The organism is Vibrio sp. (genome assembly GCF_984391705.1).
This window is the reverse complement of the sequence record NZ_CFHWOM010000015.1, coordinates 1-12,742: the sequence shown is the minus strand read 5'-3', so window position 1 is coordinate 12,742 and position 12,742 is coordinate 1. Positions and strand designations below refer to the sequence as shown.

Here is a 12,742-nt window from a genome sequence, read left to right as displayed (position 1 = left end):
GAAATTATACGATTAGCGATTCTGAACTCTCGACTAAAACAACACCCTTTTCAGCTAACGCCTGTGCCACAGTATCAGCATTCTCTGGAAACACCGCACGTGTCGAGGCTAGATTGAGGATCACTTTAAAACCTGCATCCACCAGCTGCTCAACGGATTTTTTAACGCAGAAATCTAACGCCAAACCACCCACAATCACGGTATCTATTCCTTTTGAATGTAGAAACTCTATCCCACCAGTCGATAAGGTATCGGCTTGATCATGATAGAAAGCGCCGTAGGGATGAGCGTCTGGGTCGATGCCTTTGTTCATTTGGAAGTCATAATCGCGAATCGCTGGCAAACCAGGCAATAACTCTACGCCCGATGTACCCACCACACAGTGTGGGTTCCACTTGATATCCACTTCTGGCAAACCGACGGGCTCTAACATGTGAGCGGGAGTTTCCGCTTCCCACGCTGCGCCTGGAGGGTGCATGTCACGCGACACCAGCTTGATGCTCGCCTTGCTGTGATTAGCAACCAGCTCTTCTACAATATCTAGCGCTCCCGCGACAGGTAACTCATTCGGACAAAGCTCGCTGAAGCCCTTTTGAGGATCAACATCAACCGATGCTGTTTTTGCTCGTTCAATTTGTACAGTTTTCATTGAAATAAACACTCCATCTCGGTTAACGCAGGCAAGTCTGAAAATAGGTCACGCTGTTGTCGCTCAAACAGTATACTTGCGCAGGCTTACCACCCTTTCCTTTATTGGTTGAAGCCATCTTGTTGGCACTCACGATGACACCCGTTTCAATCAAGCGTCGTTTAACTGTCATTCGGTTCACATCAACTCCAAATTTGGCATAAGCCGAGATGATGTCAGAGACAAGAAACTCTTTATCAAGCGCAAAAAGCGCAACAGACGTATACTCAACCGCGGCGCGCAGTTTTTTCCACGCAAGCTTGATGAGGTCAGCATGATCGAATGCCAACTCAATCGCATCTTGCAACACACTCTCTAAACAAAACCAACGCAAATGCTCAGCGCAAAGGCCACTTTGCTCGATTTGTTCAACATTAGTGCGATTGAGTAACGCATAGTGTGCAATGGTAACACTCCACCCTTCTGGGTCGCGTTTGGGATTACCATCCACCATAGGTTCGCTAATGTAATGAGGGTAAGTATGAATTTTTTGGCGACAGATACGTCTTCGTGCGGCATCAAAATCTTGATCCGCCGCTTGTCCTCCCTGTGAGGTTAAGTCTTGCTCAAACACGAAACCTCCAGGTATTGACCACATTCCTGCTTGAGGCCGAGTTTGATCCTTTCGTTTGATAAGTAGTACTTCTAGTCCTTGCTCACCAACTCTAAGGCAGATCATGTCTATCGTTACGATCATCGAAATTACCCTAACTCCTTTATTGCTCGATACATTACCACCGACATACAAAATTTAAAATAGAAAGTAACCAATCGTTCATAACTATTAAATTGAACTCACCCTCCTTTTAGTGAGCCCAAATAGTTTAATCTATTGATAACTAAGCATCACCACCATCTTATCTCAACATGAATAGCAAACCATGTTAGTAACACAATTTGACAAACCACTATCGGTTATTTAAAGTTCAATCAACTTTCTGTCTCTGACTACCGATAGGATGGCTGAATGGCTGCCAAACTTTTCAATAACTGCATCATCCAAAGCGCTCTTGATCTCGATGTTTACAAGATCAATATGATGCAGGCTGCATTTACGCATTATCCAGACACAAAGGTTCGTTATGAGCTTATCGTTCGTTCTGACGAAGACTTATCGGATTTAAAAACTGACGTAGAAAAAGAAATTGGAAAACTCGCTGATTGCCAATTCACCCAACAAGAAGTCCATTACCTATCACAGCAGGCTCCTTACCTATCGGATACCTTTCTTAGCTACCTAGAAACCTTTCGATTCCAGCCAACGAAACAAGTCTTGGTCAACCACGCGTCCCATAATGGCGGGCAGCAGCTACAAGTATCAATCTCTGGTATCTGGCATGAAACGATTCTTTATGAAACGTTGGTTATGAGCATCATCTCAGAAGTTCGAAATCGCCATCGCTGGAATGATATTCCTTACTCTCAATTTGAAACTGTTCTCAAGTCAAAAATAACAAAGCTCAAAGCGGAATTAGAACGTCGTAATATTGATAGTTTCCAGTTCTCGGAAATGGGCAGTCGACGTCGTTTTAGCGCTCAAGTACAACATGATGTGGTGGATTACTTGCACCAAAATGCACCAGAGTTGATGACGGGTACAAGTAACTATTATTTAGCGAAGAAGTTGGGCTTAACCCCAATTGGTACGGTAGCTCACGAATGGTTTATGGCACACCAACAACTCGTCAATCCAGCGAGTTCACAACAGGTGGCCCTTGATGTTTGGCATCAAGCGTTTGAAGGTAAACTCGGCATTGCTCTAACCGACACCATAGGTATCGATGCCTTTTTGAATGATTTCACCTTTGAACGAGCGACGGCTTACGCTGGCGTTAGGCATGACTCTGGCAGCCCTTTTGAGTGGGGAGACAAGATCATCGCCCACTATGAGTCTCTAGGTATTGATCCAAAGTCAAAGATCCTAATCTTCACTGATGGGCTTAATTTTGATACTGCCTTAGAAATCTGCGAGTACTTTGCTGGCAGAGCCAATGTGAGCTTTGGTATTGGTACTTTCCTTGCCAATGATATGGGAGAGTGGCAAAAAGATGGCGTTCACTATCGTCCACTTTCCATGGTGGTCAAAATGGCTGAATGCAATGGCAAAGCCGTCGCTAAAATAAGCGATGAACCGGAAAAAGCCATGTGTGAAGATGAGTCGTTTCTCACTGACTTAAAACGTAGCTTTGGCTTAATCCCTAATTTTGATAAAGCAAGCTAACGGCTTACCACTCAACATCTTGCGTGCTCCAAGAAAACTTCTGACAAAGACTCTGTAGCTGGCTCACTTCCGAGTGAGTCTGCTCAATTAACCACTGCAAAATTTCATTCGCGATAGGTGTGTGGCTGTTTTGATAGCAAAAATATTGCCAATCACTGTGTTGTAGCGCTATTTGCTCTGGGCATTTTAAGAACTGTCGTTTGAGCTCAGGCAGTACAAGTAGCAAGTCTGTCACTGTCACCCCTTGCCCAGACAAACATGCGCTTAACGCCAGATCTAAACTAAAAAATACGGTATCTCGGCCGAGTTTTTTCCCGCGTAAATCTGCATTGGAAAGCCACAGCTTCCAGTCGCGATGGTCTAATGTGGCATGAAGATGAGGTAGTGTCAGCACATCTTCAATTTTGATATTGCTACTAGACAGCAGCTCTGTATATACAGGAGCCATATACTCTGCGCGCAAAAACGTAATACCCTTCCGATTTATATAACGCTCTTTTTTGCGCGTGTTGAGGATCAGCAAATCGCAATCTTCATCTTCTAACACTGGATCTTCATCAATTGAAGGTATGATGACGATTTCATGCTCGGGGTACTTTTCGTTCAACATCGCTACATTTGGTAGCAACACACGCGTTGCATAACTCAAGGCACTTTTGATAACGATTCGCTTTTTGCTCGGAGCTTTCCACTGAGCAATTAATGAGTCTAGGTTATGGTAACTCTGGCGCAGAACCTCATATAGATCTTTACCCTCAATCGTCAATTCAATTGTACGATGCTTGCGGATTACTAAGCTAACACCAAGCTCAGTTTCAAGCTGCTTGATCTGACGGCTCACCGCACTTTGAGTCACATTGAGCTCGTCAGCAGCAACAGTAAAACTCATCAGTCGTGCTACTGCTTCAAACACCTTTAAAGTATTGTGTGAATATGGAAGGTTCACATAAGGTCGCATTGTCATCTCCCATGATTTTAAATCATGCCAGATTGGCATAAATGTCATTTGAACACCAGCGGGAATCTCCGTACCTTTATGTGATACTGATCACGAGGCTCACAATGAAAAAAATTCTCACACTCGCTATTCCGCTGATAATCTCGCAAATGATATCAATGGCATTGGTTCTTACTGATGTTTGGATGATGTCGCGTTTGAGTGTATCTGCTATCGCCGCGGGTGGCTTGGGGGCTTCTGTTTACTCATTTGTTTTCATCATCGCAGGTAGCACTGTTGGCTGTGTGGCTAACTTAATCGCTATCGCTTACGGGCAACGAATCGCGCGCCCAGAATTTGGTAATCAACAAATTCGCCTTGCGGTAAAAGGTGCCGTACTGCTATCTGTGGTACTCACGGTAATCTTAACCATCAGTTTTGCTTTTGTGCCTCAGTTACTTGCATTAGCGAATCAACCTAGCGAGCTCGCAGAGCCTGCGATGCAATACGTCGATACTTTGAAATGGGCAATGCTGCCTTCTTTGTTATTGCTAGTGCTGCGTGGCTTAACCAGTGCATTTGGTAATGTACGCTCTATTATGGTGATGTCGCTGTTAACGGTTTTCCTAAACGTACCAATTAGCTATGCGTTAGCCTTTCCTTTAGGGCTCGGTTTGGCAGGACTTGGGGCAGGGACAGCATTGGCGGCAACCATTGTAATGCTAGGTTATGCAGCATGGGTGTTTAAACGTCCTGAATATGCGTCCTTTGCTCCTTGGCTGAATCGTGAAGAATACTCATGGTCGCTTTTAACACCACTTTTGGCGATGGGCTTACCCATCGCATTGGCAGCGTTACTTGAACACGGGCTTATTTACGGTGGTACCTTAATGGCTGGCACAATCAGCATTGCAGCACTCGCCCTACACCAAATTTTGCTGCAATGCTTAAGCTTCACTTGGAATATCAATTTTGGTTTTTCCCAAGCTGCCGCTATTTTAGTCGGCCAAGACTTCGGCGCTGAAAACTACGATGGTATCAAACGCACTGCGTTGCGCAGTTTTGGTATTACTACACTACTGAGTGTCGTTTTGGCAGGTGGCTTTATGTTATGGCCAGAGCTTATTGCTGGAATCTTTAACCTCGACGCAGACCTAACCCACTTACTGACTATGGTTCTTTGGGTGGTCGCACTGTCATTCGTGGTTGATGCATGGCAACTACTGGCCATTAATCTCTTGCGCGGTATGAAGATTGTCATGGGTCCGACGATTATGACGGCGATCGGCTACTGGGCATTTGGACTACCAGCGGCATGGTTATTAATGCCAAGGTTTGAATTAGCTGGCATCTGGGGTGGTATTGGTATTGGATTAGGAGTAACTGGTGTGTTACTGCTTGTTCAGCTTCTATTTGCAATTCGAAAGCAAAGAAACACAGATTCGCTTGCGATGGCAGTGAGCTAAACGATACACTCGCGACACACAACTGCGGGCAAAACCATGACAGATTTAGAACTCGAATTTGAACATATCTATCTAGAAGTAAAAGCTGAGCGTTGGCATCAAATCGAAAGATTTCTATTTAGTTATTACTGTTTTAAGCATGGTTATATTACGAAGCAAGGTAAACCAGACTGGGAATATGCGCGGCAGAGTGCGCCTCGTTCTGCTCAGTGCGAAAATGTAAAAGATTCAACCCTTGAGCCCATCGTGCCACTTAACGTCATCGTTGGTGAGATAAAACGATACTGGCGAGATGGTGAACTCACGCCTAGCACTATGTCTCGCCTTCTCGATTGCTTACTTGGCTACATGGTCATTAGCAAAGCCGAATTACAAGCAGTAAAAAAAGCTGGCTTGCAAAACGCAATGCCAGCTTCTTGGTATCAAAGTGAGGATAAAGATCCTCACTTACGATTTAACAGCATAGGTATTACTGCTCAGGAAACTTCTGAGTGAGAGTATAAACATGGCTCCACATGTCACCCTCATCGCTTTCTCCGATACCTGGCCAACCTTCATCATTAGCTTTAGATAACGCTTTAATAGAAAGCTTGGTGCCGTCTGTACCTACAATCGCCAAATAGTCGATCGCGGTGACGGTATCAGCAGTAATAGTTACAACCAACAGTTTGTTCTCACTATCAATTGCCCATGTGAAGTCATAGTCAACCGCAGGCTCTTCACTTAAGTCAGTGTAGAAACCTGTACCATCACTATTGAAGGTATACTCTTCGTCAGCATCCACTCCAGTTTGAGAGATCACAATCTGACGATCGTCTCTGTCGAAGAATTCTTCGCTGAACCAAACTTCTTCAGCGAGATCTGACTTACATTCGTCAATCGCTTCTAGGTACTCAGCGAATGATGCAGTGGTAAGTGGTACATCGTTGACATCATCCCATTCTGTGTTGCCCGTTTCGCACTCGAACACTCCGTACATCGAGCCATCCACGTATTCATCAACACCAAATTCACCATCGTCAGGGTAAAACTCAGCCATTACATATTCATCACCGTCGCGTTGAATAATGGCATATTGCTCGTACACGATGCTGGTATCATTAGGGTCCGTGGTTTGAACTTTGTTCCCGTCAACAATTGTCCAAGCAAAGTCGCCATTGTAAACACCGTTGCGATATGAAGATCCTGAACCATCACCATTGTAGACTTTGGCTCTCATCTCACCACGACTGTTGGTACGAAGTAATGTCTTACCTTCTACATCAGATGCCGACGCAGATACGACCGTATTGGTACATGCTTCATAGTCAGAGATCGCAGTGTTGAAGTCCTCTTGAGTCGCGCCTGTCTCCATTTCGGCAAATGGACATACCGCTTGGTCAATCAGATCAAAGGTTTCAGACCAAATAGCGCTAACAGCGACTCCAGCATCATCGGTGTATTGCTCGAAGTGTTTCACCGACCAAGTGGTTTCTTCTGTTACCACTTTAGCTTCAACTTCGCCGCTTCCTTCTGTGACCGTATCAATTCCTACAAGCGCCCATGTCCACACATTGCCATCTTCAAATGTCATCACTAGGTAGCTACCGTCAATCGCCCAAGTTGCATCGAACGAATAAGTACCGTCTTTACCGACGTAAACAACACCGCCTTCCGCAAAGGTGTATTGACGAGATGAATCATCGTTTCTGAAGCGTTGGAACGTATTACCAACCACCATTTCACTTGTGATTGCTTTTTCAATACCACCACAAGCGGCAATCGCTAGTTCGTAATCCGATAGTGTCGCACCAGACTCTACATCCTGTGCATGACACATGCCGAATGGTAGTTTAATCGCATCGAAGATATCGTCTTTAGCTGTTTCGCTGATAAAGACAAGATCGTCTTCTTCAAGAGCAACACCCGCTTTCTCTACACTTCCTCGAACAACTACGCCATCGTAAACCGTGAAGAGTACAGTCGTGCTATCTTCATCCCACATGTCACCCCAAGCTGTAAGTGCTTCCTGAGGTACTGTAACTTCAATAAGCTCTACAGAAGTCACGCCTCCATCTGACCATGTACCTGTCGCGACTCGAGTTGCGTAAGTATCAAAGGTTTCTGGATCAATGTTCTCCCAATCCATGGTGTAGAAGTTGGCCGTGTTGTCTTCTAGTAACTCTACCGCCGCAGCCATTCCATCTCCACCAGATAGGTGTGCACCTACGAAGTCTCCAGTACTAACTTGCTCCCCAACAGAGGTCATTACGATAAGTTCATCTAAACTGGTTGCCTCACCATCAGATGCTCCACCGTCACCTTTGAAGACCCAAGCAGAATCACCATCATAGAGTCGATATAGGTCCTCTTCAGGCGTTAACACGGCTTCGATCATAAACGCGCCGTTTGCAAACGCTAGAGTACTATCTTCGAATTGATCCCAAACTTCTTCGTCTGTTAGTAGAGTAGATACAACAGTACCTTCAAGATCGGTCAGTACTGCTGATACCGAGTAGCTTACAATCTCAGGATAGTTTGTCGCGTAGGCAATGATGTCACTACCACCAGAGAAATCTAAACTGTACTGGCCATCTAGCTCCGTCCAGCCGGTGGAAGTAAGCACAACATCACTGTCTTCTCCCAGCTCGAACTCAAACATACCAAAGCTATTTACCTCAGCAATGCTGACCAAGTTCGCAATACCGTTGTCGATCTCCATGGTTTCTAAGAACACTTCGTTATCTTCGATATCCGCATCGAAAATAAACGCATAGTTTTCACCATATAATGCGCTGGAGGCTTTAGCGTTATCGGTTGCACCGGCCTTATCATCTAGAGGCGCCGTATCGAGTGAATCAATAACGCCATCTCCATCATCATCATCGTCCGCGTTGTTACCGATACCGTCACCATCAGTATCAACCGATTCATTCGGATCGCCTGGGAAGGCATCTTGTAAACCGTCGACCCCATCACCATCTGCATCACCCGCTTGGGTGTTATCATCTGGGAACTCATCATCTAAGTCATCGACGCCATCACCATCACTATCACCGGCGCGCGTTGGATCTCCTGGGTATTGGTCTGTTGCACTGTCAACACCGTCGCCATCAGAGTCCCCTACTAGTTCAGGATCATTCGGGAATTCATCATATAGGTCATCAACACCATCGCCATCCGTGTCACCCGCTCGCGTATCATCGTTCGGATACTCATCATCCGTATCGGCAACACCATCGTTATCATCATCTAAGTCGGCGTTATCACCAATGTTATCCTTGTCCGCATCTGCCCACTCACTACCATCGGTTGGGAATACGTCCACAGTATCTGCATAGGTATCATCGTCATCGTCAGTATCGGCATTATCACCTATTCCATCGTCGTCTAGGTCATACTGCTCTGACGCATCATTAGGGAAAGCATCAAGTAAATCAGGAACACCATCACTGTCAGTATCAGTGTCTACATCAATGGTGTCATAGTTTTCAGGGTTACTGTCATTAACTTCTTTAATCGAGGAAGAAAGGCTATCCGCCGATTCTAATAATGTGTCGTCCGTGCCATCGGCTGCATCCCCCAGATCTTCCTCATCGCTAGGCAGTACCTCCTGCTCAACGATGGTTTCTGCAGCAAACGCTGCGTCATCCAGTTCTTCTTCAATGAAATCACCGAGGACATCTTCTTCATCAATGCCCAAATCTTCAGCAACTTCTGCAACCGCAGCGTCTTTTGCTGCTTGGATTTCTTCCTCGGTCGAGTCATCATCGGTGGTTTGTTCGAGGATCACGTGAACGAGTGTAGAAAGAGGAGTAATATCTGTTTCGCCTGCGGGCGCAGACATAACATAAGCAGTGGTCACAAGACCATTATCTTCATCTTCTGTTTGTCCGGGTATCGCTTTAACTACCACAGGGTAGTTCTCAGGATTGGCGACGTTTGATACGTCTAAATTTGCGACACCACCTGCACCAGAAGTAGCGGAAGGTTCATTGTCATCTTGTACAAAATCACCATCGAGATCGAGCCAAACTAATGCTCCTTTAAGATAGCCATCAATTGCTGTTACGCTGTAAGTACTACTACCAGAAGAGTCTGAGTCAGAAGAGGAACTGCTACCACCCCCACAACCTGTGAGAACAACAGCACTAGCCAGCCCAAGAGCTAGCGAAATTTTGTTTAGTTTCATACCTATATCCATTAGTTTACCAACCAACACATATAAGCTAGTTCTAAAATATCACATTCGCCAATTTGCGAGTCATAACTAAAAAATAGTTAGTTTGTATTATTGAATCTAAAAAAAGCAATACTTTTCAAAGCGATAACTAATCAGCCGACTGAATATCAAAAAGAACAACTCATAAACACTAGATATTAATAACCTTATTTATTAATAAGTTAGTTAAATGGTACAAATTTTTGAAAGGAGTGTAATTTTTGCTCATAGTCACAATACTTAAATTTAAATAAGAGAAAGGTTTACACTCTTTCACCCAGGTTACATAACCTTGAATTCGAATATGTAGACATAAAAAAACCTGCTGATTGAGCAGGGCTTTTTCTATCTAATCAGAAGTGATTAGTCACCCAGTGACGCACCAAACTTCTCAGAGACGTGAGCAACGATAGCGTCAACCGCACCAGCAATGTCTGCACCTTCAAGCGTACGCTCAACTGACTGTAGCGTCAGGGCGATTGCTCGGCTCTTCTTACCTTATTATCTATCACCTTCATACTTACAGCCTAACTCTACGACTAATGTCTAACTCACTGAGACTATTTGTTTTTTTGAGTTTGGTTTATGGTACTAGCGACTTCAATGATTCGTTTATTGATAGGGCAATTTGTTCTTTATATTTAGCAGTGAACCTCAAGCTTTTTACAACAATACCAACGATATTCATGCTTGTTTTCGACCCTATTCTTAGTCAGTCACCTTCACTTTTAAACAATAACTCAAGTTACCCCTACTTTAGATTTATCGAATCCTTTGTAGAAGAACGACTATCACTCACTACTCCGCGACATCTTCATGCCGTGAGTACATTACGTTTGTTGGAACAACACACCTCAGAGTGTGAACGAAAGGAATCAAAATGAGCAGTACTTTAGAGTCCGCACATATAAGAACAGATAAGCCTCAAGCCAATGAGGATGAACTCAGTTATGAACAACAACACAAACCAAGCTCGGAGTTTGAGTCCCGAGAACAGTATCTAGAGCACGAACTGCAAATCATGTCGCCTAAACGCTGGCGTCCAAACTTGCCTTTTAAAGATTATCGATTTGAGATTGAAGACACCATCCCAGCAATGGCGGCGACCATTGGTAAAGTGGTGATGGTCGGTGCGATTGCAGCCACTTTCGCTGGAGCTCTAGGGCTAAACGAAGGGTTTATTCTAGAAAACGTCCGATATGAATTACTGATCGCTTCTGTTTTCATTATTCTTTTCTCCGGTTTTTTATTACCGACAGCAAACCTCGCAGGTACACACGGTCCACTTATCCCGTTAATTCCTATTGTTGTCGCCGCTGGCGGACACCCAATGGCCTTTGGCTTGCTGATTGGTGCTTTTGGCTTAATGTTGGCCATCAGCAAAGGTGGCAGCATGTTGGCCAATCTCACCAGTAAAGGCGTGTGTGGCGGCTTATTGCTCTACCTAGGTTTTGTTGGGACCGTTTCTCAAGTTAAAAAGCTATTTGCTTGGGCAGAAGGAATTGGTATGAGTCACATCGCTTTCATCGTGATCTTTTGTACCATTGTTTTGTATGCGCTGTTAGAGCATTTCCGTAAACGTTGGCTAGCCGTACCTCTTAGTTGCTTACTGGGTGGCTCGTTAGCTTTTGCTATGGGCGCACCGTTTTCTTTTCAAACCGAGCCTGGTTTACCTCATCTGAACCCGATGTATTGGTGGGGAGAAGAGACAGGTTGGATGCTCGGCCTACCGACAATTGAACACTTCATGGTGGTATTGCCCTTTGCGATTTTAGCCGTGGCGATGTGGTCACCAGATTTCTTAGGCCATCAAGTATTTCAAAAAATCAGCTACCCGGAACGTACCGAAAAAGTACACATGAACATTGACGATACCATGACCACAGCTTCTATTCGTCAGACGTTTGGTTCTTTGCTCGGTGGCACTAACTTTACCTCTTCATGGGGGACTTACATCGTGCCAGCGGCTATAGCTAAACGCCCTATTCCTGCAGGCGCTTTGCTGACGGCTCTGTTTTGCATCATCGCCGCAATTTGGGGCTACCCGATGGATCTAGCTATCTGGCAACCGGTACTTTGTGTTGCACTGATCGTTGGTGTATTTGTGCCATTGCTAGAAGCTGGCATGGAAATGACGCGCGAAGGGAAAACCACTCAATCGGCCGCAATCGTTGTATTTTCATCAGCGCTAGTAAACCCTGCATTTGGTTGGTCGCTCACTATGCTGTTAGACAACTTAGGCTTAGTCGGTTGTAAAGAACGTAGCGGTGAATTGAGCAAGATGAGCCGCTGGATGTTGCCTGGCATTATGTTTGTGGTACTAACCAGTGTGATGGCGTTAGTTGGCCTTTTGCCAGGGATACCTGCAATTATTCCAAGCTTTCGCTAACCGTTAGACGCAAGTTAAAGCCAATAGGTATTTCACCTCTCGGTTATACCTGTAAAAACTAAGGCCTCGCTATTACGAGGCCTTTGGTTTCTGAGGAGATGAACAGCTAGCTCATTTTTGCCCCATTATGAGTTAGATGGATCCTCTACAGAGTATGCATCTAACAACTATTGCTCCAAGATGATTTTTATTTTTGAAAGCTCAGCGTATCCTAAATCACCACAAATTCCATCCATCTCTGTTTTTACTAGATACAATAATGTGCGCACTTGCTCATCTGTCAGTTTCAGTTCCACTTTTCAATCCTGATTGTCATGCTCTCCACTAATTTAGCAGTTTCAATCTTGGGTAACAAAAAATGTTCAAAGGAGTGCTGATGGGGTATGTAACATGTAATTGTCCACTCCTTATTTCATGACTAATTTTTAATTACTCATTATGCTACAAAGTACTTAATATGAGTTTCGAATCGAAAGGCAAGTTATGAATAAAAAGCGGTTGTTAAAATAGACCTTTTAGAAAGATTAACAATTCATACTGTACACTTTGATGAACTCGCGGCTACAAGTGAATAAAACTGCGGTGCTTAGTCGGAAATAATATGGATATAGCGGATAGCGATTTTCTAGTCGAACGAGGCGATGTTATTAACTCTTGTAAACTGAATACTCACTACGGTGGTGATAAGTTAGAAGATTATATTACTTTAAAGTACCCCATATCATCGCTCTGATTGATTTCTGATGATAATAGGCTTCGGGAGCCATTGCAGGAATTCTTCAGAAGGCATGGGTTTAGCATACACATACCCTTGAATCTGGTAGATACCACGTTGGTTAA

The 12,742-nt window shown here is 44.4% G+C and carries 9 protein-coding genes and 1 pseudogene; 4 read left to right on the top strand and 6 right to left on the bottom strand.

Annotation, left to right across the window (positions count from 1 at the left end):
* Positions 1-4: 4 nt before the first annotated feature.
* Both AC4MRV_RS10675 and AC4MRV_RS10670 read right to left on the bottom strand, forming a co-directional pair.
* On the bottom strand, positions 5-649 hold the full coding sequence (locus tag AC4MRV_RS10675; RefSeq protein ID WP_491187329.1) for an isochorismatase family protein: 645 nt from the start codon (positions 647-649) through the stop codon (positions 5-7).
* A 22-nt stretch (positions 650-671) separates the two neighbouring features.
* The gene (locus AC4MRV_RS10670) at positions 672-1,385 is read right to left on the bottom strand and encodes an NUDIX hydrolase (RefSeq protein ID WP_491187328.1); all 714 of its coding nucleotides are present in this window, start codon (positions 1,383-1,385) and stop codon (positions 672-674) included.
* A 270-nt stretch (positions 1,386-1,655) separates the two neighbouring features.
* Here AC4MRV_RS10670 and pncB point away from each other — a divergent pair, with 270 nt between their 5' ends.
* A complete protein-coding gene (gene pncB / locus AC4MRV_RS10665) occupies positions 1,656-2,909 on the top strand; it encodes a nicotinate phosphoribosyltransferase (RefSeq protein WP_491187327.1) in 1,254 nt (417 codons plus the stop codon).
* 4 nt (positions 2,910-2,913) lie between these two features.
* Here the strand turns inward: pncB and AC4MRV_RS10660 are convergent, their stop codons facing one another.
* Positions 2,914-3,867 carry a LysR family transcriptional regulator gene (locus AC4MRV_RS10660; RefSeq protein ID WP_491187326.1) on the bottom strand — a complete coding sequence of 318 codons (954 nt, stop codon included), beginning with the start codon at positions 3,865-3,867 and terminating at the stop codon, positions 2,914-2,916.
* Positions 3,868-3,971: 104 nt separating this feature from the next.
* Here AC4MRV_RS10660 and AC4MRV_RS10655 point away from each other — a divergent pair, with 104 nt between their 5' ends.
* Positions 3,972-5,312, top strand: a complete 1,341-nt coding sequence (locus AC4MRV_RS10655; RefSeq protein ID WP_491187325.1) for an MATE family efflux transporter — start codon at positions 3,972-3,974, stop codon at positions 5,310-5,312.
* A 36-nt stretch (positions 5,313-5,348) separates the two neighbouring features.
* A complete protein-coding gene (locus tag AC4MRV_RS10650) occupies positions 5,349-5,807 on the top strand; it encodes a hypothetical protein (protein ID WP_491187324.1) in 459 nt (152 codons plus the stop codon).
* Here the strand turns inward: AC4MRV_RS10650 and AC4MRV_RS10645 are convergent.
* Both AC4MRV_RS10645 and AC4MRV_RS10640 read right to left on the bottom strand, forming a co-directional pair.
* On the bottom strand, positions 5,782-9,483 hold the full coding sequence (locus AC4MRV_RS10645; RefSeq protein WP_491187323.1) for an AAA family ATPase: 3,702 nt from the start codon (positions 9,481-9,483) through the stop codon (positions 5,782-5,784). The two genes, AC4MRV_RS10650 and AC4MRV_RS10645, sit on opposite strands and share 26 nt — an antisense overlap.
* A 393-nt stretch (positions 9,484-9,876) precedes the next feature.
* A pseudogene (locus tag AC4MRV_RS10640) lies at positions 9,877-10,011 on the bottom strand (phenylalanine--tRNA ligase subunit beta-related protein); the annotation flags it as partial.
* Between the two features lie 382 nt (positions 10,012-10,393).
* Between AC4MRV_RS10640 and AC4MRV_RS10635 the strand changes: the two are divergent.
* Entirely contained in the window at positions 10,394-11,902 is a 1,509-nt protein-coding gene (locus AC4MRV_RS10635) for a DUF3360 domain-containing protein (protein WP_491187322.1), read from the top strand.
* A gap of 167 nt (positions 11,903-12,069) precedes the next feature.
* Here AC4MRV_RS10635 and AC4MRV_RS10630 read toward each other — a convergent pair whose 3' ends face one another.
* Complete coding sequence (locus AC4MRV_RS10630) at positions 12,070-12,198, bottom strand: hypothetical protein (RefSeq protein ID WP_491187321.1); 129 nt, start codon at positions 12,196-12,198, stop codon at positions 12,070-12,072.
* Positions 12,199-12,742 lie beyond the last annotated feature (544 nt).

Excerpts from the sequence above, each read along its gene's own strand:
- AC4MRV_RS10675 (WP_491187329.1), bottom strand. The coding sequence starts at position 649 with ATGAAAACTGTACAAATTGAACGAGCAAAAACAGCATCGGTTGATGTT.
- AC4MRV_RS10670 (WP_491187328.1), bottom strand. The coding sequence starts at position 1,385 with ATGATCGTAACGATAGACATGATCTGCCTTAGAGTTGGTGAGCAAGGA.
- pncB (WP_491187327.1), top strand. The coding sequence starts at position 1,656 with ATGGCTGCCAAACTTTTCAATAACTGCATCATCCAAAGCGCTCTTGAT.
- AC4MRV_RS10660 (WP_491187326.1), bottom strand. The coding sequence starts at position 3,867 with ATGCGACCTTATGTGAACCTTCCATATTCACACAATACTTTAAAGGTG.
- AC4MRV_RS10655 (WP_491187325.1), top strand. The coding sequence starts at position 3,972 with ATGAAAAAAATTCTCACACTCGCTATTCCGCTGATAATCTCGCAAATG.
- AC4MRV_RS10650 (WP_491187324.1), top strand. The coding sequence starts at position 5,349 with ATGACAGATTTAGAACTCGAATTTGAACATATCTATCTAGAAGTAAAA.
- AC4MRV_RS10645 (WP_491187323.1), bottom strand. The coding sequence starts at position 9,483 with ATGAAACTAAACAAAATTTCGCTAGCTCTTGGGCTGGCTAGTGCTGTT.
- AC4MRV_RS10635 (WP_491187322.1), top strand. The coding sequence starts at position 10,394 with ATGAGCAGTACTTTAGAGTCCGCACATATAAGAACAGATAAGCCTCAA.